The organism is Streptomyces sp. NBC_01288, assembly GCF_035982055.1.
Lineage (GTDB): Bacteria > Actinomycetota > Actinomycetes > Streptomycetales > Streptomycetaceae > Streptomyces.
The window spans coordinates 8714330-8739710 of the sequence record NZ_CP108427.1 but is presented as its reverse complement, the minus strand read 5'-3'; the positions used below and the strand labels follow the sequence as shown (position 1 = coordinate 8739710).

The 25381-nt window shown below is 70.6% G+C and carries 25 protein-coding genes and 1 riboswitch; of the genes, 5 read left to right on the top strand and 20 right to left on the bottom strand.

Annotated elements, in window-relative coordinates:
* Nucleotides 1–7: 7 nt before the first annotated feature.
* From OG194_RS39375 to OG194_RS39365, 3 genes are all read right to left on the bottom strand, one after another.
* Entirely contained in the window at nucleotides 8–820 is an 813-nt protein-coding gene (locus OG194_RS39375; protein WP_327405499.1) for a polyprenol monophosphomannose synthase, read from the bottom strand.
* A gap of 531 nt (nucleotides 821–1351) precedes the next feature.
* Nucleotides 1352–2953, bottom strand: coding sequence for an amidohydrolase (locus OG194_RS39370; protein ID WP_327405498.1), 1602 nt, complete (start codon nucleotides 2951–2953; stop codon nucleotides 1352–1354).
* 47 nt (nucleotides 2954–3000) lie between these two features.
* Nucleotides 3001–3441: an Lrp/AsnC family transcriptional regulator gene (locus OG194_RS39365; protein WP_026150833.1), complete on the bottom strand. Its 441-nt coding sequence runs from the start codon at nucleotides 3439–3441 to the stop codon at nucleotides 3001–3003.
* A 268-nt stretch (nucleotides 3442–3709) separates the two neighbouring features.
* Here OG194_RS39365 and OG194_RS39360 point away from each other — a divergent pair, with 268 nt between their 5' ends.
* Nucleotides 3710–4144 (top strand): hypothetical protein, encoded by a 435-nt coding sequence (locus tag OG194_RS39360; RefSeq protein WP_327405497.1) that lies wholly within the window; start codon nucleotides 3710–3712, stop codon nucleotides 4142–4144.
* Nucleotides 4145–4154: 10 nt separating this feature from the next.
* Here OG194_RS39360 and OG194_RS39355 read toward each other — a convergent pair whose 3' ends face one another.
* Together OG194_RS39355 and OG194_RS39350 are read right to left on the bottom strand one after the other, a co-directional pair.
* Nucleotides 4155–5249: a phosphotransferase family protein gene (locus OG194_RS39355; protein WP_327405496.1), complete on the bottom strand. Its 1095-nt coding sequence runs from the start codon at nucleotides 5247–5249 to the stop codon at nucleotides 4155–4157.
* Nucleotides 5250–5324: 75 nt separating this feature from the next.
* The gene (locus OG194_RS39350; protein WP_327405495.1) at nucleotides 5325–6425 is read right to left on the bottom strand and encodes a hypothetical protein; all 1101 of its coding nucleotides are present in this window, start codon (nucleotides 6423–6425) and stop codon (nucleotides 5325–5327) included.
* Nucleotides 6426–6683: 258 nt separating this feature from the next.
* On the opposite strand from OG194_RS39350, the gene OG194_RS39345 reads away from it, so the two are divergent.
* A complete protein-coding gene (locus tag OG194_RS39345) occupies nucleotides 6684–6809 on the top strand; it encodes a hypothetical protein (RefSeq protein WP_327405494.1) in 126 nt (41 codons plus the stop codon).
* Between the two features lie 67 nt (nucleotides 6810–6876).
* On the opposite strand, the gene OG194_RS39340 is transcribed toward OG194_RS39345, so the two are convergent.
* The 4 genes from OG194_RS39340 to OG194_RS39325 all read right to left on the bottom strand — a co-directional run bounded on the left by OG194_RS39340 (nucleotide 6877) and on the right by OG194_RS39325 (nucleotide 10644).
* Nucleotides 6877–8058 carry an acyl-CoA dehydrogenase family protein gene (locus tag OG194_RS39340; RefSeq protein ID WP_327405493.1) on the bottom strand — a complete coding sequence of 394 codons (1182 nt, stop codon included), beginning with the start codon at nucleotides 8056–8058 and terminating at the stop codon, nucleotides 6877–6879.
* Between the two features lie 230 nt (nucleotides 8059–8288).
* Complete coding sequence (locus tag OG194_RS39335; protein WP_327405492.1) at nucleotides 8289–8948, bottom strand: TetR/AcrR family transcriptional regulator; 660 nt, start codon at nucleotides 8946–8948, stop codon at nucleotides 8289–8291.
* A 65-nt stretch (nucleotides 8949–9013) separates the two neighbouring features.
* Nucleotides 9014–9160: an SCO1431 family membrane protein gene (locus OG194_RS39330; RefSeq protein ID WP_327405491.1), complete on the bottom strand. Its 147-nt coding sequence runs from the start codon at nucleotides 9158–9160 to the stop codon at nucleotides 9014–9016.
* Between the two features lie 116 nt (nucleotides 9161–9276).
* The gene (locus tag OG194_RS39325; RefSeq protein ID WP_327405490.1) at nucleotides 9277–10644 is read right to left on the bottom strand and encodes a peptidase C39 family protein; all 1368 of its coding nucleotides are present in this window, start codon (nucleotides 10642–10644) and stop codon (nucleotides 9277–9279) included.
* A gap of 236 nt (nucleotides 10645–10880) precedes the next feature.
* Between OG194_RS39325 and OG194_RS39320 the strand changes: the two genes are divergently transcribed.
* A complete protein-coding gene (locus tag OG194_RS39320; RefSeq protein WP_327405489.1) occupies nucleotides 10881–11501 on the top strand; it encodes a uridine kinase family protein in 621 nt (206 codons plus the stop codon).
* Between the two features lie 434 nt (nucleotides 11502–11935).
* Entirely contained in the window at nucleotides 11936–13801 is a 1866-nt protein-coding gene (locus OG194_RS39315) for an AAA family ATPase (RefSeq protein ID WP_327405488.1), read from the top strand.
* 204 nt (nucleotides 13802–14005) lie between these two features.
* On the opposite strand, the gene OG194_RS39310 is transcribed toward OG194_RS39315, so the two are convergent.
* The 10 genes from OG194_RS39310 to OG194_RS39265 all read right to left on the bottom strand — a co-directional run bounded on the left by OG194_RS39310 (nucleotide 14006) and on the right by OG194_RS39265 (nucleotide 23459).
* A complete protein-coding gene (locus tag OG194_RS39310) occupies nucleotides 14006–15082 on the bottom strand; it encodes a hemolysin family protein (protein ID WP_327405487.1) in 1077 nt (358 codons plus the stop codon).
* Nucleotides 15079–16413, bottom strand: a complete 1335-nt coding sequence (locus tag OG194_RS39305) for a hemolysin family protein (RefSeq protein ID WP_327405486.1) — start codon at nucleotides 16411–16413, stop codon at nucleotides 15079–15081. Before OG194_RS39305 ends, OG194_RS39310 begins: the two co-directional genes overlap by 4 nt.
* A gap of 175 nt (nucleotides 16414–16588) precedes the next feature.
* The gene (locus OG194_RS39300; RefSeq protein ID WP_327405485.1) at nucleotides 16589–17032 is read right to left on the bottom strand and encodes a PH domain-containing protein; all 444 of its coding nucleotides are present in this window, start codon (nucleotides 17030–17032) and stop codon (nucleotides 16589–16591) included.
* Nucleotides 17033–17058: 26 nt separating this feature from the next.
* The gene (gene hisG / locus OG194_RS39295; RefSeq protein WP_327405484.1) at nucleotides 17059–17916 is read right to left on the bottom strand and encodes an ATP phosphoribosyltransferase; all 858 of its coding nucleotides are present in this window, start codon (nucleotides 17914–17916) and stop codon (nucleotides 17059–17061) included.
* A gap of 72 nt (nucleotides 17917–17988) precedes the next feature.
* The gene (locus OG194_RS39290; protein WP_018534786.1) at nucleotides 17989–18261 is read right to left on the bottom strand and encodes a phosphoribosyl-ATP diphosphatase; all 273 of its coding nucleotides are present in this window, start codon (nucleotides 18259–18261) and stop codon (nucleotides 17989–17991) included.
* Nucleotides 18262–18295: 34 nt separating this feature from the next.
* Nucleotides 18296–18781, bottom strand: coding sequence for a 6,7-dimethyl-8-ribityllumazine synthase (gene ribH / locus OG194_RS39285; RefSeq protein ID WP_019059681.1), 486 nt, complete (start codon nucleotides 18779–18781; stop codon nucleotides 18296–18298).
* A 43-nt stretch (nucleotides 18782–18824) separates the two neighbouring features.
* On the bottom strand, nucleotides 18825–20114 hold the full coding sequence (locus tag OG194_RS39280; RefSeq protein WP_327405483.1) for a bifunctional 3,4-dihydroxy-2-butanone-4-phosphate synthase/GTP cyclohydrolase II: 1290 nt from the start codon (nucleotides 20112–20114) through the stop codon (nucleotides 18825–18827).
* A complete protein-coding gene (locus tag OG194_RS39275) occupies nucleotides 20111–20755 on the bottom strand; it encodes a nicotinamide mononucleotide transporter family protein (RefSeq protein ID WP_327405482.1) in 645 nt (214 codons plus the stop codon). Before OG194_RS39275 ends, OG194_RS39280 begins: the two co-directional genes overlap by 4 nt.
* On the bottom strand, nucleotides 20752–21354 hold the full coding sequence (locus tag OG194_RS39270) for a riboflavin synthase (RefSeq protein WP_327405481.1): 603 nt from the start codon (nucleotides 21352–21354) through the stop codon (nucleotides 20752–20754). The genes OG194_RS39275 and OG194_RS39270 overlap by 4 nt, the downstream gene beginning before the upstream one ends.
* Nucleotides 21355–21503: 149 nt before the next feature.
* A riboswitch (FMN riboswitch) is annotated at nucleotides 21504–21637 on the bottom strand.
* A 403-nt stretch (nucleotides 21638–22040) separates the two neighbouring features.
* Complete coding sequence (locus OG194_RS39265; protein ID WP_327405480.1) at nucleotides 22041–23459, bottom strand: ROK family transcriptional regulator; 1419 nt, start codon at nucleotides 23457–23459, stop codon at nucleotides 22041–22043.
* 157 nt (nucleotides 23460–23616) lie between these two features.
* Between OG194_RS39265 and OG194_RS39260 the strand changes: the two genes are divergently transcribed.
* Nucleotides 23617–24828: an MFS transporter gene (locus OG194_RS39260; protein WP_327405479.1), complete on the top strand. Its 1212-nt coding sequence runs from the start codon at nucleotides 23617–23619 to the stop codon at nucleotides 24826–24828.
* Here OG194_RS39260 and OG194_RS39255 read toward each other — a convergent pair.
* Nucleotides 24788–25246 carry an acyl-CoA thioesterase gene (locus OG194_RS39255; RefSeq protein WP_327405478.1) on the bottom strand — a complete coding sequence of 153 codons (459 nt, stop codon included), beginning with the start codon at nucleotides 25244–25246 and terminating at the stop codon, nucleotides 24788–24790. The genes OG194_RS39260 and OG194_RS39255 overlap by 41 nt on opposite strands.
* Nucleotides 25247–25381 lie beyond the last annotated feature (135 nt).

Sequence of the window (25381 nt, the reverse complement as noted above, 5' to 3'; positions counted from 1 at the left end):
CGTGGGGCTACGGCTGTGAAGGCTTTCTCCCGGGGTTGCCGCGGCCTCGGAGTTTACCGACGCGCTCGCCCACGCCCCACGTAGTGACCCGCCACAGGGCCTCGATGAGGATGTCGCGGCTCATCTTGGAGTCGCCGAGTTCGCGCTCCACGAAGGTGATGGGGACCTCGACGACGTGATAGCCGGCCCGGACCGCGCGGCGGGCCAGGTCGACCTGGAAGCAGTAGCCCTGAGAGGCCACGTCGTCCAGGCCGAGGCCTTCGAGGGTCTCGCGGCGGAAGGCCCGGTAGCCGCCGGTGATGTCGCGCAGCGGCAGGTCGAGGGCCACGCGCGAGTAGAGGCTGCCGCCGCGGGAGATGAACTCACGGGACTTCGGCCAGTTCACCACCCGGCCACCAGGCACCCAGCGGGAGCCGAGCACCAGGTCCGCGCCCTTGAGCGCGGTGAGCAGCCGGGGCAGCTCCTCGGGCTGGTGGGAGCCGTCGGCGTCCATCTCGATGAGGACGCCGTAGCCGTTGTCCATGCCCCAGTGGAAGCCCGCCAGGTAGGCGGCGCCGAGGCCTTCCTTGCCCTTGCGGTGCAGCACCTGGACCTGTTCGTCCTCGGCCGCCAGCTCGTCGGCCAGCTTGCCGGTGCCGTCGGGGCTGTTGTCGTCCGCCACGAGGACATGAGCCTCGGGGACCGACTGCCGCACCCGCCGGACGATGGACTTGATGTTCTCCGCCTCGTTGTAGGTCGGGATGATCACCAAGGCCTTGCCGAGCGGGCCGAACTTCCGCCCCTGGGCCTGTGCCGCGAGGGCTCCGTCGCCGTCGTTCACTGCTGCCCCTTCATGTCCGTACGCAGGCGTCCACCATAGTGGCCGCGGCCTGGCATGACGTGCCACGTCGTTCGTACGGCGGTGTCGATTCGACAAGAACGGGGTAAGAACGTCCTTTTCGGTATCCAGTGCTGCGGATGGGGGCCCGGCGCCCTTCGGGCCGACCTGGGACCCGCCGGCTGCGGGTCGACCAAGGCCGTTGTCTACTGAACGTCCGGGCCCCACCCGGGTCACACCAGCCGACCGGCCGGAACGTTCCCTCGCCGTGGCGCGGGCGCTGAGCCTGGCTCCCAGTTTCGGTGCCCGGTGCGGCACACCGACCCTGACCCAGCGGCGCTTCGGCGATTGCTCGGAGGTTCCCCGGTCGGGCGTCCGGTGGTGGACTCGGACGAACCTACCGGCCCCCTGCGGCCGCCTGTCAACAGCCGTTTGACCTGGCCTTTCTCCCTCAACCGGCTGGTCAGGGCAGAGGATGCGCAGGTCGCGCGACAGGGCGGCGGCCGTGGATCGGGGGCGCGCCACCCCGGGAGATCACTCGCCCGGCCGTACGAACACCGTCCGTCCGCCCACGACGGTGCGCAGGCAGACGGGAAGGTCGCCGCCGGGCGTCAGGTCGGGCAGTCCGGGTGTGCCGGAGCGCGGGTCGGTCGACCAGCGCGCGACCCGGTCGTCGGGCGCCTGCACCACCAGGGCGTCGGTCCGCCAGACGGCGTAGTCGGCGGGTGCGCCCGGCACCAGAACACCCGCGTCGTCCCGTCCTACGGCCCGCCAGCCGCCCCGCGTATGCGCGGTGAACGCGGCCCGCACGGAGACCCGATGTTCAGCCGTCCGGTGGAACGCGGCGGCGCGAACCGTGCCCCAGGGGTCGATCGGCGTGACCGGGCTGTCGGAACCGAAGGCGAGGGGCACACCGGCCCGCAGCAGGGCCGCGAAGGGGTTCAGGGCACGCGCCCGCTCCGCACCCAGCCGCTGGGCGTACATGCCCTCCTCGCCGCCCCACAGCGCGTCGAAGGCGGGCTGCACGGAAGCGGTCAGACCCAGCTCGGCGAAGGCCGCGATGGTCTCCGGGGTGAGCATCTCGGCGTGTTCGACGCGGTGGCGGGCGGCGCGGACGCGGCCCAGGCCGACCTTCTCCGCGGCTGCCCGGAAGCCGTCGACCACCGCGGTCACCGCGGCGTCCCCGATGGCGTGGAAGCCCGCCTGGAGGCCCGCCTCGGCGCACGCGACGACATGGGCGGCGACGGCGTCCGCGTCGAGGTACGCGATGCCGGTGTGCCCGGCGTCGGTGTACGGCTGGTGCAGACAGGCGGTGTGCGAGCCGATGGAGCCGTCGACGAAGAGGTCCCCGGCAGCCCCTACGGCGCCCAGCTCCCGCGCCTTCGCCACGTCCTGCTCGGCCCAGTAGCCGACGACGCGCGGCCCGAGCTCCTCACGGGCGAGCCGCAGCAGGCCCGTGAAGTCGTCCTCGGAGGAGATGTCCGGTCCCGCGCACTCGTGGACCGAACCGACGCCCAGGGACGCCGCGCGGGCCAGGGCGGTGCGCTGGGCCACGACGCGCTGCTCCGGCGTGATGGCGGCCAGCGCGGTGGCGCGTACGGCGTGGTGGGCGTCGGCGGTGAGGGGGCCGTCCGGCGCCTCGAAGCCGGGGACCAGGTCGAGCAGGGCCGTGGTGACGACCGCCGAGTGGACGTCGATGCGGGAGAGGTACAGCGGGCGTCCGCCGGTCGCCGTGTCGAGTTCGGCGCGGGTCGGCGGGCGGCCCCCGGGCCAGCGGGCGGCGTCCCAGCCGTGGCCGAGCAGGACGCGGTCGGCCGGGCGGGCGGCGGCGAAGTCCCGGACGAGGGACAGGGCCGCCTCCAGGGAGGGCGCGTCGGACAGGTCGAGGCCGGTGAGCGCGAGGCCGGTGGCGGTGGTGTGGACGTGTGCGTCCGTGAACGCCGGGGTGACCAGCCCGCCGTCGAGGTCGACCACCTCGTCGACGCCGTCCGCGAAGGCGTCGGCGGCGCCCTCGGAGCCGACCCAGGCGACCTGGCCGCGCTCCACGACCATCGCGGTCGCGAAGGGGTCGGCGGGGCTGTGGACTTCGCCGCGGCGGAGCAGGACGGTCGACGGCTCGGGGGTGCGCTCACTCATGGGGAACAGTCTCGCGCCTCACCGGCGCCGCCCCGAACGCAGGTCCGTCAGATGCGCGGCGGGCGGGCCTCGTACGGCGTCGACAGCACCACGGTGGTCCGGGTCGAGACACCGGCCAGGCCGCGCAGCCGGGCCAGCAGCTCCTCCAGTTCGTGCGGGGTGGAGACCCGCACCTTGAGGATGTAGTTCTCGTCGCCCGCGACGCTGTGGCAGGCCTCGATCTCGGGGACGTCGGAGAGGCGGTCCGCGATGTCGTCGGGGGCGCTGGGGTCGAACGGTTTCACCGAGATGAAGGCGGTCATGGGCAGGCCCACCGCCTCCGGGTCGACGACCGCGGCGTACCCGCGGATGACGCCCCGCTGCTCCAGCCGGCGCACCCGTTGGTGCACGGCCGACGTGGACAGACCCGTGGCCTTGCCCAGGTCTGTGTAGCTCATCCGCCCGTCCTTGACGAGCAGCTGCACGATTTGTCGGTCCAGCTCCTCCATGACGCAAGAACCTACAGTGCGGCTGATCTCCTCCGATACCTAGGCGGCGCAGGTCATACCCGGTTCGTGATGTGGCGGAGGGCGACCCGTACGGCGGCCGGGGACAAATCCGCCGCCTCGGGCATCTGCGGGCGGCATGTGACGAACACCACAGCCCCCGGACGGTCTCCGTGATGGTCTCGTGATTACCGCGGAGACGGGACGGGAAGTGCTTGCTGTGGTCGAGGCCGCAGCGCCTTCACGGCCCAGCCCAGTAGGGGGAGAACCCATGCAGAGTCTTAAGCGCCCTGGACGCACCGCGCCCAAGCGGCCGCAGCTCGTCGTCGACTCCGAGCCGGAGGGCGTCGAATCCGACGATTTCGACGCCGAAGAGCTCGACGCGTACGACACCTTCGAGATGTACCGGGTCATCTGCCCGGACTGCGTGCAGCCCATCGCGCTCCTCGCCGACGAGGAGGTGCTGCCGGAGCACGCGCTGTGTGCCTCGCCGTGGAACCCCTTCGGGCTGACGGTCTGCGCCGGTACGGGTCGTGAGGCGTCCGACGCCCGGTCCGCCGACGAGACGGCGGAGCCCCAGGAGCAGGACACCGCGCTGCTGTTGACGCTCCCTCAGGGCCTCGACTGGCGGACGCAGCCCTTCTCGCACGTCGGTGGCCCCAGCTCGCGCCCGATGCGGGTGCCCGTCATGCGCCCCGCCGCCTGAGCGCTCCCGCTCAACCCCAGTAGCTGCCCTGCACCATGGCCCGCAGGCTGTCGTGGTGCAGGATCAGTGTGTCCGGGTCCGCCGGGACGGTCACCTCGCCGAAGTGCACCTGCCGGTAGGCGATACGGAGCATCACGATCGCGTGCCGCAGGGCCGCGTACAGGGTGTAGAAGTCCATGTCGCGCGGGGTGTGACCGGTGAGTTCGGCATACCGGGCCTCCACCCGGTCCCGGCGGAAGAACTCCGGCAGCCCCGGCTGGCCGAAGGCGACCGTCAGGTCCTGGAAGAAGCGGTGCAGATAGACGGTCCAGCCGAGGTCCACCTCGCGCGGGGCCGGGGCCGCCATCTCCCAGTCGAGGACGGCGACGGGGTCGAACCCGTCGTAGACGACGTTCCCGATGCGCGCGTCGCCCCAGTTGAGGACCGGTTCGCCGGGGTCGGTCGGCCAGAGTTCCGTGAGCCGGTCGAAGGCGCTCTCGATGAGCGGTGAGCGGGCGAGCCCGTCAACCACCCATGCGTAGTAGGCACGTTGGGATGCGACATGACGGTGGAGGGCATCGCCGTCGCCCGGGAGCGCGGGGAACTCGGCCTCGGACAGCGGGACTTGGTCGTGGAGGCGGGCGATGAGCGCGACCGAGGCGGCCTCAAGATGTGCGCGTTCCGCGTCGGTCGCCGCGTGCAGCCAATTCCCCTCGTACGTATAGGGCATGACGTCCGGCGGCACCCGTCCCTCGGCACGCTCCATGACGAAGAACGGCGCGCCGAGCGGCCCCGGGTCCTCCTCCAGCCAACGCACTTCGGGTACCGGCAGATCGGTCCGGTCGGCGACCAGCCGCATCGTGCGGAACTGGCGCGGCATGTCGTAGACCGGGAAGACGGTGTACGCCGCCGGGTCGGCCGCGAGTCTCAACGCGCAGGCGTGGAGCGGGGGTTCGGGGTGCTCGATGTCGAAGAGCAGGGTCTCGCTGGACATGCCGTTCGAGGAGGGGACCCTGACGTCTACCGCCTTGGCGCCGGGCAGGCGGGTGTCGAGCCAGGCGGTGAGGCGGTGGGCGAGTTCCTCCGGGTCGCGGGTGGTGGTGCGGGGGCGGGGTGCTGTCGCCATGTCTCAACTCCCTTACGGGGCGGTCCACATCACCTCGGCTCCCTACGGCGCCGCCGAGATGTCACCTCAACTGCCTTACGGGGCAACCGAGTCGAAGCCGGTGAAGCCGCTCGGGTCGTGGCGGCCGAAGGAGCCGTGCTCGAAGATGCCGTGGCCCACCTGGCCGTCGAGGCGGAAGCGGGCCGCGTGGTCGGTGACGCCGTAGGCGGCGAGCGGGGTGGGCTGGGTGAGGTCGTAGGTGCGGCTGTCGGTCCAGGCTCGGCCGCGCCAGGTGCCGTGTTGCCAGTCGTCGGCGGGTGGGTAGCCGGCGCCGATCGCCAGGGGTGAGGAGGTCAGGATCTCGACGTCGAGTTCCTGGGGTTTGCGTGCGTCGCCGAGGTGGATGAGGGCGCGCTCGGGGTGGCGGGTGCCGGAGCCGTAGGTGATCTCGGCCCGGGGCCAGCCGAGTTGGCGGTCGCGGTGGCCGGGGCGGACGACGGTCGCCTCGTTCAGGGTGCGGTAGCCGTCGGCGTCCTCCTGGACGATGACCATCAGGAAGCGGTCCTCGAAGCGGACCGGGCACCAGATCCAGTGGAAGCCCTCGGTGGGGTGGTCCTCGCCGAGCCGGCCACCCTCCTCGCCCGGGATCGGCCGCACGCCCCAACTCCTGTCACGGGTACCGGTCCAGCCACCGGCGGAGACCCGGAACTCCTCGTCGCCGGCGCGGATCACGCCCTCCACACCGCCCGCCTGGACGAAGCGGCGTCCTTCGAGGGTGAGCCGGTCGCCGCGGTACTGGACGTGGTGGGGTTCCCAGAGGGCTGGGAAGTCTGCGGTCCAAGTGAGGTCGTACGAGAGGGAGTTGTCCTCGCAGCGGAGGCGGAGGCGGTGCAGGGGCTCCTCCACCTCGATGCGCAGCGGGCCGACGGCCAGGTGCATGCGGTCGTCGCCGAGGGCGTCCGAGGCGCGGACCGCGTGGAGTACGTCTCCGGTGCGGAGGGTCGCGTAGGCGTCGATCACCCCGACGTTGGGGTAGACGCCGAGGCCGAGGATGAGCAGGGCGCGGCCCTCGTGGTCGAACACGTGGAAGATGCAGCGGTCGTAGGCGTTCCGGTCGCCGGTCGCGACGTGCTTCATCGAGAGGGGGACCTGGTGCACGGGGTACTCGTCGAGGGGCACGGGACGGTCGTCTGCCACGGCTAACCTCCCCTGGGGACAGTGGAGGTGACGGTACGTCAGGTCGGGTACGGTCGCCATAGCCGTGACCTGTACGCCGGTGAACTCACGCTCGAATACCGGCACCGGTGACTTGTCGACATGCCCTTCCGTTGCCTTGGTATGACCCCCACTTATGCGCCGACCGGGCGTCAGCGCCGGATCTTCGTCCCCGTACCGGCAGAATCGGTTCCGCCTGCGCCTCCGCAGCCCCAGGACCCGCCCATCTACCTTGATCTCATGCGGAGTTGGGCCGACCGGGGCCGCACCCTGCCGGGGCGGCACGACCCGGAGTGGGTGCGGCTGGCGGCGCCGCCGCTCAGGTCTGCCCGGTGGATCAGGTCGGAGGGGATCGACGGCGCCTGATCGGCCATGGGGTTCTCCCGCACAAGGCTGTCCGTGCCAGGGGCGCCGGTAGCCGGCGGCTCAGGCGTCAGCCGGTTCGGTGGGTTTCCGGGCCCGCCAAGTGGCGGGCGATGACCATCCGTTGGATCTGGTTCGTGCCCTCGACGATCTGTAGGACCTTGGCCTCGCGCATGTAGCGCTCGACCGGGAAGTCCGCGGTGTAGCCGTAGCCGCCGAGGACCTGGACGGCGTCGATCGTGGCCTTCATCGCGGTGTCGGTGCAGTGGAGTTTGGCCATGGCGGCCTGTTTGGCGAACGGGCGGCCCGCGTCGCGCAGCCGTGCCGCCGCGAGGTAGAGGGCGCGGCCCGCCTCGATCTGGGTGGCCATGTCGGCGAGCATGAAGCGCAGGCCCTGGAAGTCGGAGATCGGGCGCCCGAACTGCTGCCGGCCGCTCGCGTAGGCCACCGCTTCGTCAAGTGCCGCCTGGGCCAGGCCGATCGCGCAGGCCGCGATGCCGAGGCGGCCCGAGTCCAGCGCGGACAGGGCGATCGCGAAGCCCTGGCCCTCCTCGCCGAGGCGCCGTTCGTCGGGGACCCGGACGCCGTCGAAGTGGACCTGGGCGGTGGGCGAGCCCTTCATGCCCATCTTCTTCTCCGGTGCCGCGCCACTCAGACCGGCCGCGTCGCCGGGCACCAGGAAGGCGCTGATCCCGCGCGGGCCGTCCTCGCCGGTGCGGGCCATGACCGTGTAGAAGTCGGCGATGCCGCCGTGCGTGATCCAGGCCTTGGTGCCGTCGATCACCCAGTCCTCGCCGTCCCGTACGGCCTTCGTGCGCAGGGAGGCCGCGTCGGAGCCGGAGGAGGGTTCGGAGAGGCAGTAGGCGCCGAGGAGGCCGCCGCCGAGCATCGCGGGCAGGTGCTCGACCTGCTGCTGCTTGGTGCCGTAGTTGGCCAGCGCGTGGCAGGAGAGGGAGTGGACGCTGACGCCGAGGCCGACGGTGAGGCGGGCCGCGGCGAGCTCTTCGAGGACCTGGAGGTAGACCTCGTACGGCTGGTCGCCGCCGCCGTACTCCGAGTCGTACGGAAGGCCGAGCAGTCCCGACCGGGAGAGCAGGGTGAAGATCTCGCGCGGGAAGTGTCCAGCGTCCTCTTCCTCGGCCGCCCTCGGGGCGATCTCGCGCTGCGCGATGTCGCGGGCCAGCGAGATCAGATCCCGGGCCTCGTCCGTGGGCAGTTGCCGGTCCACCGGCTGCGGGGCGCGGTCGGGCATGGCGACGCTCTCCTCCCTGTCGGGCACATCGGCGGGCGTACGCCTGGGGTCGAGGCGACGTGGCCGGGTACCGCACGGATGCGGCCGCTGCTCCTACTCCCGGGTCTCGGAAGCGGCTGACCAGCGGCTCTGCGCTGTGAGTATGCCCGATCGAAGGTCCCGCGTCACCAGTTAACGACCGCTTACTTCAAGAATAGCCCGGTCGTCCGGAACCGGCCGGAACCGCTGATTCAGCCGTCCCGGCGGGCGGGCGACGGCGCCGGATGGGCGGGGTCCAGTTCCTCGATGGCGCGCAGGGTGCCGCCGAGGGTCTTCACGAGGATCTCGCGCATCGTCTCGCGGGAAAGGTCGGAGGTGCTGATCCACTCAAGGGTCGCGCCCTCGACGCTGCACACCCAGCCGAACAGGCCCATGCGGGCGATCCGGGAGATGTCGGTGCGGCCGTACGCCCCGTCGGCGATGGTCGCGACGATCGCCGCGCGCACCCCGTCGCGGATGGCGTGCACCTCGGCGTCGAAGCCGACGCCGCCGCTCACGATCGTGCGGTACGCGGCCTGGTTGTGCTCGGCCCAGCGCAGATAGCTGTCCATCGTCCGCTGCACGCGGTCGAGTTGGGGCAGTTCGAGACCGCTCGCCGCGAAGGTCACCAGGTCGGCGACCGAGTCGTTGATGATCGCCAGGTAGTAGCCGCGCTTGGACTGGAAGTAGTAGTAGATCAGCCCTTTGGCGACATGCGCCTGCCGCGCGATGTCATCCATGGACAGCGCGTCGTAGGACGTGTCGGCGAACAACTTCCGGCCGATGGTGATGAGTTCGGCGCGGCGCGCCAAGGAACGCTCGGTACCGCGCGCCCTGGGACGTGGGACGTCACGCTGCTGACTGATTTCCAATTTCGACTCTGGCTCTCCAACTGGGCTGGGTCAACCGCAGTATGGCAGGTCGCGTATGCGTCAGGTCACAGCAGGCCGATTTGGGTCACAAGCATCGCGATCACGACGACAAGGGTCCAGCCCATGACGTGCTCGACGATCTTCGGACCCTCGCCCTTGGGGCCGCCGGTACGGGTACGGGTGCGGGCGGCGCCGGCTGAGTGTGCGGTCATGATGGCTCGCAGAGGTCGGATGTGCGGTGGACTCCCCCGTTTCGTCCACCTTGCCATCCCTGTCGGGTTTTGCGCCGGAGACCTTGGTCACAGGGACCTCGGTCTCCGGCACGGGGTCAGCGCACGCCCACCGCCGCGAGGGCCTTGAGCTGGCGGGCGGTCGGGTGCGCGGGGAAGTAGAGGTAGCAGACGCCGCCGGTACCGGAGGAGAGCTTGCCGGAGGCGTTGTACCGCTTGGTGCGCAGCCAGATGTTCTCCCACTCGCGCCGGTTGTAGACGCGGCGGACGGCCGGATCGGTGGGCGAGTTGGGGTCGTTGGCGATCACGTCACCGTCGGCGGTGAAGCCGATCACGGTCATCAGGTGGCCTGAGGTGCCGTAGCCCGCGCCGGTCAGTTCGGTGGCCAGGAACGACTGGGACGTTATGGCCGGGATGCCCGCCGCGATCAGCGTCTCCAGGTCGCCGAGCGAGCCGAGCCGGGTGACCACGCCCTGGAGGCCCTTGTACGTCGCCGCGTAGGCGGCGTTGAACGGCCAGTTGCCGCAGCCCTCGTACTGGTAGTCGTAGGTGAAGCGGGCCGCGTTGTCGACCTGCGGGTCGGCGAACGCCGGGTCGACCCAGGCGAGTTGCTCCGGGGTGAGGCGGCCGCCCCAGTACTCGATGATCATCTGCGAGGAGGTGGGGCTGCACCAGGCCTCGCCGCCGTTGTCGTACTCCGGGTACTGGCCTACGTGGATCTCCTGCGAGTACCGCGGGACGATCAACTCCTGCGCCAGACCGGGGGTCGACGCCGGGACCGTGAAGCGGTCCGGGATGTCGGAGCCCATCGCGCCGAGCCGCCACACCGTGGGGGTGAGCTTGGTGCCGGGCTTGCGATAGAGGGTCAGGCGGAGTCGGTACGACGCGAGGCGCAGGCCTGTCGTGGCGTCGTCGATCGCGAAGGTGTCCGTCCAGATCGTGGACTTGCCGTCCGTCTGGTCGTCGACGGAGGTCCGCTTGATGTCCTGGTCGCCGGCCGCCCAGCGGCCCATCACGTACCAGGGGGTGTCCGTGCCGTCGGAGTACGTGCCGTGCAGCTCGATCTGGATCCAGGTGCCGGCCGGGGTGTGCGCGTTCCAGGACGCGATGGTCTCCGTGGCCGGGACGGAGAGCTTGTGGACGGGGGACGTCCAGGTCGCGTACTCCCAGGCCGCCGTCTTCTGGGTGTGCGGGTCCGTGTAGTCGACGCTGCCGAGAGCGGCGCCGATCTCCAGACCCGGGCGGGAGCCCGCGACGGCGCGGGTGCCCTGGGCGGCGCCGCGGCGCCAGTCGGCGTACGTGGTCCAGGCGTGGTTGTCGACCAGGCGCGACGGGGCGCGGTCGGGATCGGCGGTGTCGGCGGCGCTCGCGGTGCCGGCGACCGCCGGGCCCGTGCCGCTCACCACGGCGGCGGCGACCGCGGCGGCCAGGACGGTTCTGCGGGACGGCTGTTCGGCTCTGCTCATGGGCGGAAGACCCCCGGGTGTTCCGAGTCGGGACAGATCCAGTCGGGACAGATCCAATGGACGACTGTGCGCCCACTATGAACACACACGGCACTCCGCGGCCAGCACTTCGAACCTCGCCACACCCACCAATATTGGTATCGACCAGTGGTATGAGCTGGGGCGGGAGGCACCGCTCCCTACACTGTCCCGGTGACCTGCGGCAGCACCCGCCCCACGACCTCCCGGGACCAGCCATGCACGACCTCGCCCATCGCCTGAGCAAGCTGCCCCCGTCCTGCGGCCCGATCCGGCTCGTCGGCGTCGACGGGCACGCGGGGTCCGGGAAGTCCACGTTCGCCGGGCAGTTGGCCGAGGCCCTGGGCGGCGCCCCCGTCCTGCACCTGGACGACCTCGCCACCCACGACGAACTGTTCGGCTGGACCGAGCGGCTGCTGAGCCAGGTGATCACCCCGCTCGGCCGCGGCGAGACCGCCCACTACGCCCCCTACGACTGGCACGCCCGACACTTCGCGGCGCCCCGCGCGCTGCCGCCCGCGCCGGTGATCCTCGTCGAGGGCGTCGGTGCGGGACGCCGGACGGTGCGCCCGTTCCTCGCGGGGCTGCTGTGGATGGAGCTGCCCCGGGAGGAGTCGTGGAGACGGGGCCGGCTGCGGGACGGAACGGAGCAGCGGGGCTTCTGGGACGGATGGGTCGAGGCGGAACACGAACACTTCGCCAAAGACCCTTCGCGCCCCCACGCGGACTTCCTGGTACGGCAGTTGGGAAAGGGGTACGAGGTGCTCGCGGGGCCCTCAGGGACGGTTGGACCGGACCATCAGGTCACCCACGGTGACGAACCGCCCGCAGTGTGCTGAACTTGTGAAGACCCTTCCGCTCGAACTTGCTTGAGTGCCTCAACTCGGCTTGACCCAGGGGCCGTACAGGTCTTACGTTCTGAATGCGCGGCCGATTCGAAGCCGCCCAGAGTCGCGAAGCCCCCGGTTGTTCCCCCGTGATCGGGGGCTTCGTTCTGCTCCCAGCACGTTTTCCGGCCGCTACGAGCCGTGATTTGCTCACCCTGGGTCACCGTCCTGAGTGCGCCCCATCTGCTCCCACCTCGTCAAACGGCCTGTGCGGCACCCTTCGATGGGCGACTGCCCCGCAGGTACGATGCCCAGGGTGCGACCGACGGACGGCTGCTTCGCGCACCACGGCAACTCCCGTCCACGGCACAGCGGTTCGACCCAGACTGCCGACGGGCGCCGGCCCGGCGGCGAATCAACGGGGGCACGGTTTGTGGGGGGACGTGATGGACTTCGGCACGCAGGGCCCCGAGGCCCCGGCCGACCTCGCGTGGCTGCGAGGCGTGGACGCCTACACGATGGGCGCCTATCCGCAGGCGGAGGAGGAGTTCCGCACCGCGGTACGGATGGATCCCGGGATGGCCGACGGCTGGCTCGGACTGCACGCGCTGCGCGTCGACACGACGACCGCGCTGCTGCGGATGTACCGGCATCGTGAACGCTTCGGGGAACAGCGCACCAGGCACCGCCGTACGCTCAACTCCTGGTACTGGCTGGGCTGGTGGGTGCAGCCCGTGCTGGAGAGCCCGCGTGATCTGCTGCTCGCGCACGCCTCGCACTGGCTGGACGGCCGTCATGTGCCGGAGCTGGACCGGGCGTTGGCGGGACTGCCGCCCGTGGACACCGATCACCAGGTCCGCTTCCTGCACGCGTGCCGGGCCTATCTGGTCAAGGACTGGGAGCAGCTGGTCCGGCACACTGATCCGCTGATCAACGACCAACTCCTGGGTATCGAGGCCGGGTTGTTCGGCGGGATGGCGCGGGTGCGCCTTGAGATGTACGGCCAGGCCGAACCGCTGCTGTCCTCGGCGCTGATGCGCTGTCGCAGCGAACAGCCGCAGCGCAAGGAGTTGCGGTACTGGCTGGCGCGGGCCCACGAGGGCACCGGGCGCAGTGCCGCCGCGCTCCCCCTGTACCGGGCGGTGCACCGGGTCGACCCCGCGTTCATGGACACCTCGGCGCGGCTCGCGGCGATCACCGACTCCGACGGGTACGACGGGTCCGAGGACGTGACCGACCTCGCGGCGATCACGCTCTCCGGCGGGCAGGACGCGCTGGAGGGGCCGGACGGGCTCGATCCGCTGTTCGGTGCGGAGGGGCGGGATCTGAAGCTGTCGGAGCCCGGTCTGCCGCCGACCGGGCCGTTGCCCGGCGCGGGTGACTCGGTGCGGGAGAAGACCTCCAATCCGGTGCTGCCGCTGCCCACGGGGCCCACCGATCCCGTCTTACTGGAGGAGGCGCTCGACGAGCTGGAGCGCATGGTGGGGCTGGAGCCGGTCAAGCGCCAAGTCAAGGCGCTGTCCGCCCAGTTGAACATGGCGCGGCTGCGGGCCGGGCAGGGGCTGCCGGTTCAGCCGCCGAAACGGCACTTCGTCTTCTCCGGGCCCTCGGGTACCGGCAAGACCACCGTGGCGCGCATTCTCGGGCGGGTCTTCTATGCACTCGGGCTGCTCGGCGGGGACCATCTCGTCGAGGCGCAGCGGGCGGACCTGGTCGGTGAGTATCTCGGCCAAACGGCCGTGAAAGCCAACGAGTTGATCGACTCGGCCATCGGTGGCGTCCTCTTCGTCGACGAGGCGTACTCGCTCTCCAACTCCGGTTACGGCAAGGGGGACGCGTACGGCGACGAGGCCTTGCAGGTGCTGTTGAAGCGGGCCGAGGACAATCGCGACCACCTCGTGGTGATCCTGGCGGGCTATCCGGAGGGCATGGATCGACTGCTGGCGGCGAACCCCGGGTTGTCGTCCCGTTTCACGACTCGCGTCGACTTTCCTTCGTACCGGCCGCTTGAACTCACGTCCATCGGTGAGGTGTTGGCGGCGGAGAACGGTGACGTGTGGGACGAGGAGGCGTTGGACGAGCTGCGGTCGATCGCCGGGCATGTGGTCGACCAGGGGTGGATCGACGAGCTCGGTAACGGGCGGTTCTTGCGGACGCTGTACGAGAAGAGCTGTGCGTACCGGGATCTCCGGTTGTCCGTGTATCCCGGGATGTTGTCGCGGGACGACCTGTCGACCTTGCGGTTGCCGGATCTGATGCAGGCGTATGGAGAGGTGTTGTCCGGGAGAGGGCCGGGGCCCGCTGGGCTGTGAGCCGGGCGCGGCGCGGGCGCACGAGCGCACGGGGTCGGTTGGAGCTGTTGTTTCGCGGCTGCGGGTGCGTGGGGGCTGGTCGCGCAGTTCCCCGCGCCCCTAGGTGGGCACGGGGAAGCGGTGTCGGCCGGGCGCGGCCGGCGCCAGGGCTCAGCGAAGCGACGCCGGCTCCACGCCCCCACCACACGCCACCCGCATCAGACCTCAGCTCGGTACCGCCTGCTTCAGTTCCGGTGTTCGTGGTTGGGTCGGTGCCGGGACCTCTCGGTGGGCCGGGTCTGTGACCTCGCCCACCAATAGTTCGAGGACGTCCTCCAGGGCGACCAGGCCGAGGACCTTGCCGGAGGCGTCCGCGACCTGGGCCAGGTGGGTTGCCGCTCGGCGCATCACCGTCAGGGCGTCGTCCAGGGGGAGTTCGGCGCGGAGGGTTGTCATGGGGCGCCAGATCTGTTGGGGAACCGCTCGTTCGGATTCCTCCAGGTCCAGGACGTCCTTGACGTGGAGGTAGCCCATGAAGGCGCCGGTCTCCGCGGCGATCGGGAAGCGGGAGTAACCCGTGCGGGCCGTGAGAGCGACGATCTCGCCCGGGGTGACCGAGGGGCTGACCGTGACCAGGTTCTCGCGGCGGAGGAGGACGTCGGTGACCGGGCGGGAGCCCAGCTCCAGGGCGTCTTCGAGGCGTTCCTGTTCCTCCGGGTCGAGGAGGCCCGCCTGGCCCGAGTCCTCCACCAGGCGGTTGAGCTGTTCGCTGGTGAAGACGGCCTCGACCTCGTCCTTGGGTTCGACGTGGAAGAGGCGCAGGATGCCCTGGGCGACGGCGCCGAGGGCGATGGTGATCGGCTTGCAGATCCGGGCGAAGGCGACCAGGCCCGGGCTGAGCCACATCGCGGCCTTCTCCGGCGCGGCCATCGCGAGGTTCTTCGGGACCATCTCGCCGATGACGAGGTGGAAGAAGACGACCGCGGCGAGCGCGAGAATGTAGCCGAGGGGGTGGATCATGCCCTCGGGCAGGTGCATCCACTCGAAGACCGGCTCCAGGACGTGTGCGACCGTCGGTTCGGCGACCGCGCCCAGCGTCAACGAGCAGACGGTGATGCCGAATTGGGCCGCCGCCATCATCTGCGGCAGCCGCTCAAGGCCGTAGAGGACCTGTCGGGCGCGGGCCGTGTTGAGGGGTTCGATCTGGCTGCGGCGGACGGAGACGAGGGCGAACTCGGCGCCGACGAAGAAGCCGTTGGCGAGCACCAGCAGGACGGCGAAGAGGAGTTGGAGGACGGTCATCGGGCCGCCTCCATCACGTTCACGGCCGGAATCGTGCGGACGAGGCGGACTCGTTCGGCGCGGTAGTGGCCCACCTGGCGGACCGAGAGCCGCCAGCCCGGGAGTTCGGCCTTGTCGCCGGGGGCCGGGATGCGGCCGAGGAGGTCGGCTACCAGTCCGGCGACCGTTTCGTACGGGCCCTCGGGGACGTCGAGGCCTATGCGTTGGAGGATGTCGACCCGGCAGCTGCCGTCGGCGTCCCAGGCCTGCTTGCCGTCCTCGGGCGGGGCCGCGGCGAGTTCGGGGACGTCCTGGCCGTCGTGCTCGTCGCGGACCTCGCCGACGAGTTCCTCGACGATGTCCTCCAGGGTGACGACCCCCGCCGTACCGCCGTACTCGTCGACTACGACGGCGATCGGCTGTTCGCTGCGCAGGCGGGCCAACAACGGTTGCACGGGCAGGGTCTCGGGGACCAGTACCGGGGACTTGGCGATGCTGGTGACGGACGTGCGGAGTCGGGCGTGCGAGGGGACGGCCAGGGCGTCCTTGAGGTGGACCATGCCGACGATCTCGTCGATCTTCTCGCGGTAGACGGGGAAGCGGGACAGGCCGGTGGCGCGGGTCAGGTTGACCACGTCCTCGGCGGTAGCCGACGACTGGAGCGCGCTGACCTTCACGCGCGGGGTCATGACGTGCTGCGCGGTCAACTCGCCGAGCGACAGCGTCCGTACGAAGAGATCGGCGGTGTCCTGCTCCAGCGTGCCGGCCTGCGCCGAGTGCCGGGCCAGGGAGACGAGTTCGCCGGGGGTGCGGGCCGAGGCCAGCTCCTCGGTGGGCTCGACGCCCAGCGCGCGGACGAGCTTGTTGGCGACGGTGTTCAGCGCGGCGATCACCGGGCGGAACAGGCGGGCGAAGGCGTGTTGTGGTGCGGCGACGAAGCGCGCGACCTGGAGGGGCCGCGACACCGCCCAGTTCTTGGGCACGAGTTCACCGATCACCATCTGCACTGCGGAGGCCAGCAGCATGCCGACGACCACGGCGACGCCGGAGACGGCGCCCTCGGGGATGCCGATCGCGCTGAACGGGCCGTGCAGCAGTTCCGCCAGGGCCGGTTCGGCGAGCATGCCGACGACCAGGGAGGTGATGGTGATGCCGAGCTGGGTGCCGGAGAGCTGGAAGGACAGCTCCTTGAGCGACTCGACGACCGTGGCGGCCCGTCGGTCGCCCTCGGCGGCGGCCTTCTCGGCCTCGGGACGCTCCACGGTGACGAGCCCGAACTCGGCCGCGACGAAGAAGCCGTTGGCCAGAATCAGCAGGATCGCCGCTCCGAGGAGCAACAAGGGGATGGTCATGCCGCCGCCTCGATATGTCGGGAGGGGGCGGCGCAGGTACTACAGGACGATCCGTCCATCGCTGGAGGGAGTCACTCCTCGGGTCGCAGGGTGCCTCTGAGGATCAGGGGGAACTTCGGTGGCGGAGGCGGGAACGAAAAACGCCACCGAGAACAGATTAATCAAGACATGCCCTCTACGGCAGATCCCTCAGGGACCGGTCCTCGGCGAGGGCCCGCAGAGCGCGCGCGTCGGCGATGGCCCGCTCCTTGGCGATACCGGGCTGGATGCCCAGCACGGGCAGGCTGGTGCCGTCGCTCAGGTTGAGGAAGACCCAGGGGTCGCCGGGGCGCAGATTCACCTGGAGGATCTCGGCCCACGCCAGCCGGCGCCTGCTGACGATGTTCACGACGGTGACACCGGACTCGTCGGCGACGACCTTCACCCGGGCGAGCATGGCCAGCACGGCGAAGAGGAGGGCACCGGTGAGGACGAAGCTGAGCTTCTCCCCCGGGGTGAGCTGCTCCAGGAGCATCGCGACGGTCGTGATGACGACGAAGATCGCGACGCCCGCGGTGAGCAGCACGGCACGGGTGCGGCCCGGCCGGAACGTGACCGGCAGGGCGGGGAGTTGAGACATGGTCGGGGTGTACCTCGGTGTGTTCCTCAGAGACGGCAGGCGTGGATGGCCGTCGTCAGGATGGCCCGGGCGCCGATGTCGTACAGGTCGTCCATGATCCGCTGCGCTTCCTTGGCGGGGACCATCGCGCGGACGGCGACCCAGCCCTCGTTGTGCAGCGGAGAGACGGTCGGGGACTCCAGGCCGGGGGTGAGGGCGACGGCCTTCTCCAGCTGCTCGACCCGGCAGTCGTAGTCCATCATCACGTACGTCCGGGCGACCAGGACGCCCTGGAGGCGGCGCAGGAACTGCTGGACCTTGGGCTCGGCGGTGTCGTCGGTCTCGGCGCCGGTGCGCCGGATGACGACGGCCTCGGACTTCATGATCGGGTCGCCGAAGACCTCAAGTCCCGCGTTGCGCAAGGACGTTCCGGTCTCGACGACGTCCGCGATGACCTCGGCGACGCCGAGTTCGATGGCGGTCTCGACGGCGCCGTCGAGGTGGACGACGGAGGCGTCGACGCCGTTGTCCGCGAGGTACTTGGCGACGATGCCCTCGTACGAGGTGGCGACCGTCTTGCCCTTGAGGTCCGCGAGGGTGTTCGCGGCGCCGGGCTTGGAGGCGAAGCGGAACGTGGAGCGGGCGAAGCCGAGCGGGAGGATCGGCTCGGCGCTCGCGCCGGAGTCGATCAGCAGGTCGCGGCCGGTGATGCCGATGTCGAGGCGGCCGGAGGAGACGTAGATCGCGATGTCGCGGGGGCGGAGGTAGAAGAACTCGACCTCGTTGACCGGGTCGACGATCCGCAGCTCCTTGGACTCCCGGCGCTGCTGGTAGCCGGCCTCATGCAGCATGTCCGCCGCAGGTCCTGACAGGGAACCCTTGTTGGGGACGGCGATGCGCAGCATGAGGTCGGCTTCCTTCGCGTGAAAAGTGGTGAGGAAAGGGGTGAACTGTCGGAAACGGTTCTAAAGGGGTTTTTACAGGTGGGCGTAGACGTCGTCCAGCGAGATTCCGCGGGCGACCATCATCACCTGCACGTGGTAGAGCAGCTGCGAGATCTCCTCGGCGGCCGCCTCCTTGCCCTCGTACTCGGCGGCCATCCAGACCTCGGCGGCCTCTTCCACGACCTTCTTGCCGATGGCATGGACGCCCTTCCCGACCAGTTCTGCGGTGCGGGAAGTGGCGGGGTCGCCGGTGGCGGCCTTCTGCTGGAGCTCGGTGAACAGCTCCTCGAACGTCTTATTGGACATGGTGCTGCCCACCCTATTGCAAACAATCGTGGGCTTAACGCCACGGTTCAGATACTGAGCGGAGCGTGGCCGCCGTCGCGACGGCCGCGGTCACCGCCTCGTGTCCCTTGTCCTCGTTCGAGCCCTCCAGGCCGGCCCGGTCCAGGGCCTGCTCCTCGGTGTCGCAGGTCAGGACGCCCATGCCGACCGGGACGCCGGTCTCGACCGAGACCTGGGTGAGGCCCTGGACCACGCCCTGGCACACGTACTCGAAGTGCGGGGTGCCGCCCCGGATGACGACACCGAGGGCGACGATCGCGTCGTAGCCCCGGCCCGCCAACACCTTTGCCACGACCGGGAGTTCCCAGCTGCCGGGGACCCGGAGCAGAGTCGGCTCGTCAATCCCCAGGTCGTGCAGGGCGCGCAGAGCGCCGTCCACCAGACCGTCCATCACCTTTTCGTGCCACTGCGCCGCGATGACGGCGACCCGCAGGTCTCCGACGTTGCGTACGGACAGTTCCGGTGCGCCCTTGCCGCTCACGTTCTCTGGTCTCCTCAAAGTGCGATGAAGTACGACTGCTCGACTACTGGTTGCCGCAGGTGGACACGGGGGCCGTGTCCAGCCAGGGCAGGTCGTGCCCCATCCGGTCCCGCTTGGTGCGCAGGTAGCGGAGGTTGTGCTCGCCCGCCTGTACGGGCATCGGCTCCCGGCCGATGACCTTGAGCCCGTGCCGGACGAGCGCGTCGGTCTTGTCGGGGTTGTTGGTCATCAGGCGCAGGCTGTGGACGCCGAGGTCCTCCAGGATCTGCGCGCCGGCGCCGTAGTCCCGGGCGTCGGCGGGCAGGCCGAGTTCCAGGTTGGCGTCGAGGGTGTCCCGGCCGCGCTCCTGGAGTTCGTACGCCCGGAGCTTGGAGAGCAGGCCGATGCCGCGCCCCTCGTGGCCACGCAGGTAGACGACCACTCCCCTGCCCTCCTCCTGGATGCGCTCCAGGGAGGCCTCCAGCTGGGGGCCGCAGTCGCAGCGCAGGGAGTGGAAGACGTCGCCGGTGAGGCACTCGGAGTGGACGCGGACGAGGACGTCCTCGCCGTCGCCGATCTCGCCGTGGACGAGGGCGACGTGCTCGACGCCGTCGACGGTGGAGCGGTAGCCGTAGGCCGTGAACCGGCCGTGGCGGGTGGGGAGTTGGACCTCGGCCTCGCGGCGGACGGTGGGTTCGGCGGCCTGGCGGTAGGCGATCAGGTCCTCGATGGAGATGATCGTCAGGCCGTGCTTGCGGGCGAAGGGGATCAGTTCGGGGAGGCGGAGCATACGGCCGTCCTCGCCCGCGATCTCGACGATCGCGCCGGCCGGGCGCAGGCCCGCGAGACGGGCCAGGTCCACGGCGGCCTCGGTGTGGCCGTTGCGGACCAGCACGCCGCCGGAGCGGGCGCGCAGCGGGAAGATGTGGCCGGGGCGGACCAGGTCGTCGGGCTCGGCGTTGCCGCTCGCGAGGACCTGAAGCGTGGTCGCGCGGTCGGAGGCCGAGATACCGGTGGTCACACCGTGAACCGGCGAGGCGTCCACGGACACTGTGAACGCGGTTTTCATCGACTCGGTGTTGTCCTCGACCATCTGCGGGAGCCGGAGCCGGTCCAGCTCCTCGCCCTCCATGGGGGCGCAGATCAGGCCGCGGCACTCGCTCATCATGAACGCGATGATCTCGGGGGTTGCCTTCTCGGCGGCGATGACGAGGTCGCCCTCGTTCTCGCGGTCCTCGTCGTCGACGACCACGACGGGGCGGCCGGCCGCGATGTCCGCGACGGCCTGCTCGACCGGGTCGAGGGAGAAGTCCTCGAAACCGTCGGTGCTGTACAGGATCGGTGCCGTTGTCATGCCGGCGCTCCTTCCAGGACGGGCTGCGGGGCCTTGCGGGAGCGCAGCCACCAGTCGCGCATGCCCCACAGGACGAGTGCGCCGTAGATGACGTAGACGAAGCCGGAGAACGCGAAGCCGTTGGCGAAGTTGAGGGGGACGCCGACGAGGTCGACGAGGAGCCAGGCGAACCAGAACTCGACCATGCCGCGGGCCTGGGCGTACATCGCGACGACGGTGCCGACGAAGATGTAGGCGTCGGGCCACGGGTCCCAGGAGAGCGAGGGGTACGCCTTGAAGAGGGCGGCGACCGCGACCGTCCCTACGGCGGCGGAGCCGGCCAGGATCGCGCGCTCGCGCCAGGTGGCGAAGCGGGGTGTGATGTGGCCGTCGGCGGTGCCGCCCTTGCCGCGGTTCCACTGCCACCAGCCGTAGACCGCGACGACCATGACGACGACCTGCTTGCCGGCGCTGCCGGAGAGGTGGGCGGTGGCGAACGCGGCGAAGAGGATCACGCCGGAGACGAACTGGGTGGGCCAGCTCCAGATGGACCGCCGCCAGCCGAAGGCGAGGCCGATCAGTCCGATGACGTTGCCGATCATGTCCGACCACTTGATGTGCTGGCCGAACAGGACGAAGGCCTCGGAGTTGAGCCAGTTCACGGGGTCACCTCGCGCGCGCCCATCAGCCGCTCCACGTACTTGGCGATGACGTCGACCTCAAGGTTGACCGGGTCGCCGGGCTGCTTGAGGCCGAGCGTGGTCAGGCCGAGCGTGGTGGGGATGAGGCTGACGGTGAAGTAGTCCGGGCCCGCGTCGACGACGGTGAGGCTGATGCCGTCGACGGTGATGGAGCCCTTCTCGACCACGTAGCGCGTGAGGTCGGCCGGGAGCGAGATCTTGACGATCTCCCAGTTCTCGGACGGCTTGCGCTCCAACACCGCGCCGGTGCCGTCGACATGGCCCTGCACGATGTGTCCGCCGAGGCGGGCGCCGAGGGCCATGGGGCGTTCGAGGTTGACGCGGGAGCCGACGGCGAGGACGCCGAGGCTGGAGCGGTTCAGGGTCTCGGCCATGACGTCGGCGGTGAACTCGTCACCCTCGAACTCCACGACGGTGAGACAGACGCCGTTCACGGCGATGGAGTCGCCGTACTTCGCGCCCTCGGTGACGATGGGGCCGCGCAGACGAAAGCGGGACGCGTCGTCGAGATTCTCGACGGCGGTGACCTCACCCAGCTCTTCGACGATTCCGGTGAACACTTCCCGGGTCCTCCTGCCTCATAGGGCACGGACTCCGGGGCCTGTCGAAGACGACAGAATGAAACGGACGAAAACACCGGGAACGACGCCGGACAGAACCCGTCCACACAGGACGAGCCGATACGGCGGCGCGCACGAATGCCCGCCCGCCGCGCACTGCCTCCCATCCGGACTTTAACCGTCGGTCCAGGAATTCCACCTGGTCAACCGGCCGCTGAACAACACGGACGGGTCGCGGACTGTAACCGCCGGTTCGGACTTTCACCGACCCCGGAGTGCGCTGCTTCTGGTACACGGCCAGTGTGCCACGCCCGGCAAGGGTCCATCCAGGTGAAGGGTGTGGGCTGGCTCACAGACAGTGCCGCTGGACTTCTCAAGGGGGCCCTACCTGCTGGATCATATGGTCTAGTCCTTTTCGGATCTCCGGAGGGGACACCCCTGGACCGGTCCGGCGGTGGTGACGACGGCCCTTGCCCACCGCCGGGCCACTCAGCGCGCCGCGTCGCTTCTGGCGATGCCGGTCGGCGTGCTGTCGTTCGCGGTGCGGGGCGGGTTGATCGGGGGCGTGCGGGCTGTGGTGAACCCGGACAGGCCGGGGTTCACCCGAGGGCGGTCGGCCGGGGCGTGGCGGCCCCGCCGAACACCGGTGACCACCAAGAAGCGGGCTCCGCACGGCAGTTGAGGGACTATCCGAACAACTCGCCCTGCGCGCCGTCCTGTGCCGTCAGCAGCGCGCCGCGCAACACGGCGGCGCCACCGAGGGCGCTTGGGCGCACCTCCGCGGGCAACGGGGACATGCGGACGATCCGCTCGGCGACCCGTACGGCGAGTTCGTCACCACCCGCCTGCCCGACCTCGCCGCCGAGGACCACGCACCCGGGGTCCAGCAGCGCGACGACTGACGCGACACCGAGGGCGAGACGGTCGGCGAGGGCGTCCAGGAAGCGGGCGGCGGCAGCGTTGCGGGGGCCGACGTCTCGCGTGGGGTCCGGACGACCGGCGTCGACGCTCGCATCCGGGTCGTTCCCGGCGTCGACACCGCCGCCCAAGGCACCCGCCTCGCGCTCACCCCTGGCATCGACGCCAACGTCCCAGTCACCCGCATCGGACTCACCCCCGAGACCGACGCCGACATCCGAGTCACCCACATCGGGCCCACCCCCGACACCGACGCCCGCGTCACACCCGACACCGATGCTGCCCACCTCTACGACAGCCCACCGCACCACCCCCGACGCACCGGTCCCCTCCCCCGCACCCTCCGCCCCCAACACCCCGCACTCCCGGGCCAGTTCAAGCACGGCCCCCGCCCCCGCCAACGAGTGAAAACCCCCCTCGCAGTCCGTCGCCGAAGGGAACCCCCTAGTCCCCGGCACCGGCAGGAAACCGATCTCGCCCGCACCCCCCGACGCGCCCCTGCGCAACACCCCGTCCAGGACCACCGCCGCACCGATCCCCATCCCCAGCCACAGCAGTACGAACGTGTCCCGGTCGTGGGCCGCGCCGTCGCGCTGCTCGGCCAGCGCCGCGAGGTTCGTCTCGTTCTCGGCGACGATGCGGGTGTCGGGGAGGCGTTCATGGAGGGCGGCGACCAGGCGGCGGTGCCACGCTGGGAGTCCGGTGGTGTTGCGGAGTTCTCCGGTGGCCGGGTCGATGAGGCCAGGGGCGCCGACGCACAGCGTGTGGAGGTGTTCCGCGCCCGCCTCCTTCGCCGCCCGTTCCACCAGGGCCACGGCCTGTTCGACCGCCGGGCCCGTGCCCGAGTCACCGTCGATCGGAACCGACGCCTCCGCCAGCACCCGGCCGACCAGGTCGGAGACGAGGACGGAGACGCCCTCCATGCGGACGTCCAGCGCGGCCAGGTAGGCGCGGTTGCCGACGATGCCGTACAACCGGGCGTTCGGGCCGCGCCGTTGCTCCCCGGTCTCACCGACCATCTCGATCAGCCCGGAGGCCGTGAGGCGTTCGACGAGGTCGGCGACGGTCGGCCGGGAGAGTCCGGTGAGCTGCTTCAACTGCCCTGCCGTCAGCGGGCCTTCGTGCTGGAGCAGGCGCAGGGCGAGCCGGTCGTTGATGGCCCGGGCGGTGCTCGGGGATGCGGGCATGCCGGGAATCCTCCCAGATCGAGGGGGTGCGGCGGGCGGCCGGTAATTCTCTTTCTATCAGGCAGGGTTCCTGATAGTTTACCCGGCGCGAGCGGGACGAGAACGCGCGAGCAGGGATTTTGACGGCGGGGACGCGCACAGCAGGAGGGGCCGGACAATGAGTGAAGTGGTCTACGACCGACGCGAGGTGAAGCGTGCCCGGTACGCCGTGGCGGCCGTCTTCGCCGTGCACGGCGCGGTCACCGGCTCGTTCGCGACCCGGGTGCCGTGGATCCAGGAGCACGCGCACGTCGCCGCCGGCTGGCTCGGGTTCGCCCTCGCCTTCGGGGCGTTCGGCGCCTCCTGCTCGATGCCGCTGGCCGGCTGGATCACCCACCGCTTCGGCAGCCGGACCGCGCTGCGCGGCCTGATCGCCATGTGGACCATGTCCCTGGTGCTGCCCGCGCTCGCGCCCAACCTGGTCACCCTGTGCCTGGCGATGTTCACGTACGGCGCGAGCGCGGGCATGGCCGACGTCGCGATGAACGCGCTCGGAGTCGAGATCGAGCGCCTCCTCGACAAGTCGATCATGTCGAGCCTGCACGGCATGTGGAGCGCGGGCGCCCTGATCGGTTCGGCGGGCGGCACCCTCGCCGCGCACCTCGGCTCGGACGCCCGCGTGCACCACCTGATCGCCGCCGTGATCCTCACCGCGCTCGGCGTGACCGCCTGCCACTGGGTGCTGGACATCCCCCCGGGCGTGGAGGAGGAAGCGCCGCCGCGGTTCACGCTGCCGCCGAAGTCCGCGCTGCTCATCGGCGCGGTCGGCTTCTGCGCGGTGTTCGCGGAGGGGGCGAGCCTGGACTGGTCGGCGGTGTTCCTGAAGGACCAGTTGGGTACGTCGGCCGGGCTCGCGGCGGCCTCGACGACCGGGTTCATGCTGACGATGGCGGTGGCCCGGCTGGTCGGCGACGGAGTGGTGAACCGCTTCGGTTCGGTGCGTACGGTCCGCGCGGGCGGGGTGCTGTCCGTGTTCGGCGGGCTGCTGATCGTCCTCGCGGAGAACCCCGCGCTGACGATGGTCGGCTTCGCGCTGCTCGGTCTGGGCATCGCCGTGGTCGTCCCGCTGTGCTTCGCGGCGGCGGGCCGCAGCGGCCCCAACCCGAGCCAGGCCATCGCGGGCGTCGCGACGATCACCTACACCTCGGGCCTTGTCGCGCCGAGCCTGATCGGCGGGGTGGCGCAGGCGACGAGCCTGGTCGTGTCGTTCTGCCTGGTCACGGTGTTGGCGGGCGGGCTCGTGGTCTTCGCGGGCGTGCTCCGCGCCGGGGACCGCGACCGTCCCAAGGTCAGCCCGCCGAGCGCAGCAGTGTCCGGCCCACGGCCCTGAACCCCTCGCTCCAGGGCGCGGGGCGCAACGTCCCCGCGTCCAGCCGGACCAGGACCCGGGTACCGGTCGCATACGTGGTCACCCCGTCCGCCGAGCAGAACCGGAAGCCGTACGTCAGGCCCGTCGTCCCCAGCCGGTCCAGCCAGAGGTGGACGGCGTACGCACCCGTCCTCGTGACCGGCGCCTCGTAGCTGATCAGCAGTTCCTTCACCACGTTGCAGGCGTCCCCGGCGCTCGCCCAGTCGCCGTCGAAGCGGACCCCGTGCCCCTGCCACAGCTCGGTCCACGCCCGCTCGACGAGGAGCGGGTAGCGGGCGTTGTGCAGCATGCCGAGCGCGTCGAGGTCGTCGAAGTGCACGGTGACGGCGACGAGTTGACCGTAGGACAAGGCGGTGGCGGGCGGGCTTTCGACGGTCACGGCGGGACTCCCGAGCGGTGCTGGTGGGGCGGTGGAGACTGTGGGGACCGCCCCATTCTAAGCGACCGCTCAGGAGCCCCTGTCGAGAAGGCCCTGCTCGGACGGGCCTACGGGGAAGGCCTACGGGAGGCCCTC

Coding starts and splice junctions, on each gene's coding strand:
- OG194_RS39280 (WP_327405483.1), bottom strand. CDS start 20,114: ATGACAACGGCACCGATCCTGTACAGCACCGACGGTTTCGAGGACTTC.
- OG194_RS39365 (WP_026150833.1), bottom strand. CDS start 3,441: ATGGAGGAGCTGGACCGACAAATCGTGCAGCTGCTCGTCAAGGACGGG.
- OG194_RS39260 (WP_327405479.1), top strand. CDS start 23,617: ATGAGTGAAGTGGTCTACGACCGACGCGAGGTGAAGCGTGCCCGGTAC.
- OG194_RS39330 (WP_327405491.1), bottom strand. CDS start 9,160: ATGACCGCACACTCAGCCGGCGCCGCCCGCACCCGTACCCGTACCGGC.
- hisG (WP_327405484.1), bottom strand. CDS start 17,916: ATGCTGCGCATCGCCGTCCCCAACAAGGGTTCCCTGTCAGGACCTGCG.
- OG194_RS39320 (WP_327405489.1), top strand. CDS start 10,881: ATGCACGACCTCGCCCATCGCCTGAGCAAGCTGCCCCCGTCCTGCGGC.
- OG194_RS39345 (WP_327405494.1), top strand. CDS start 6,684: ATGCGGAGTTGGGCCGACCGGGGCCGCACCCTGCCGGGGCGGCACGAC.
- OG194_RS39305 (WP_327405486.1), bottom strand. CDS start 16,413: ATGACCATCCCCTTGTTGCTCCTCGGAGCGGCGATCCTGCTGATTCTG.
- OG194_RS39325 (WP_327405490.1), bottom strand. CDS start 10,644: ATGAGCAGAGCCGAACAGCCGTCCCGCAGAACCGTCCTGGCCGCCGCG.
- OG194_RS39310 (WP_327405487.1), bottom strand. CDS start 15,082: ATGACCGTCCTCCAACTCCTCTTCGCCGTCCTGCTGGTGCTCGCCAAC.
- OG194_RS39290 (WP_018534786.1), bottom strand. CDS start 18,261: ATGTCCAATAAGACGTTCGAGGAGCTGTTCACCGAGCTCCAGCAGAAG.
- OG194_RS39360 (WP_327405497.1), top strand. CDS start 3,710: ATGCAGAGTCTTAAGCGCCCTGGACGCACCGCGCCCAAGCGGCCGCAG.
- OG194_RS39315 (WP_327405488.1), top strand. CDS start 11,936: ATGGACTTCGGCACGCAGGGCCCCGAGGCCCCGGCCGACCTCGCGTGG.
- OG194_RS39300 (WP_327405485.1), bottom strand. CDS start 17,032: ATGTCTCAACTCCCCGCCCTGCCGGTCACGTTCCGGCCGGGCCGCACC.
- OG194_RS39340 (WP_327405493.1), bottom strand. CDS start 8,058: ATGCCCGACCGCGCCCCGCAGCCGGTGGACCGGCAACTGCCCACGGAC.
- OG194_RS39265 (WP_327405480.1), bottom strand. CDS start 23,459: ATGCCCGCATCCCCGAGCACCGCCCGGGCCATCAACGACCGGCTCGCC.
- OG194_RS39355 (WP_327405496.1), bottom strand. CDS start 5,249: ATGGCGACAGCACCCCGCCCCCGCACCACCACCCGCGACCCGGAGGAA.
- OG194_RS39370 (WP_327405498.1), bottom strand. CDS start 2,953: ATGAGTGAGCGCACCCCCGAGCCGTCGACCGTCCTGCTCCGCCGCGGC.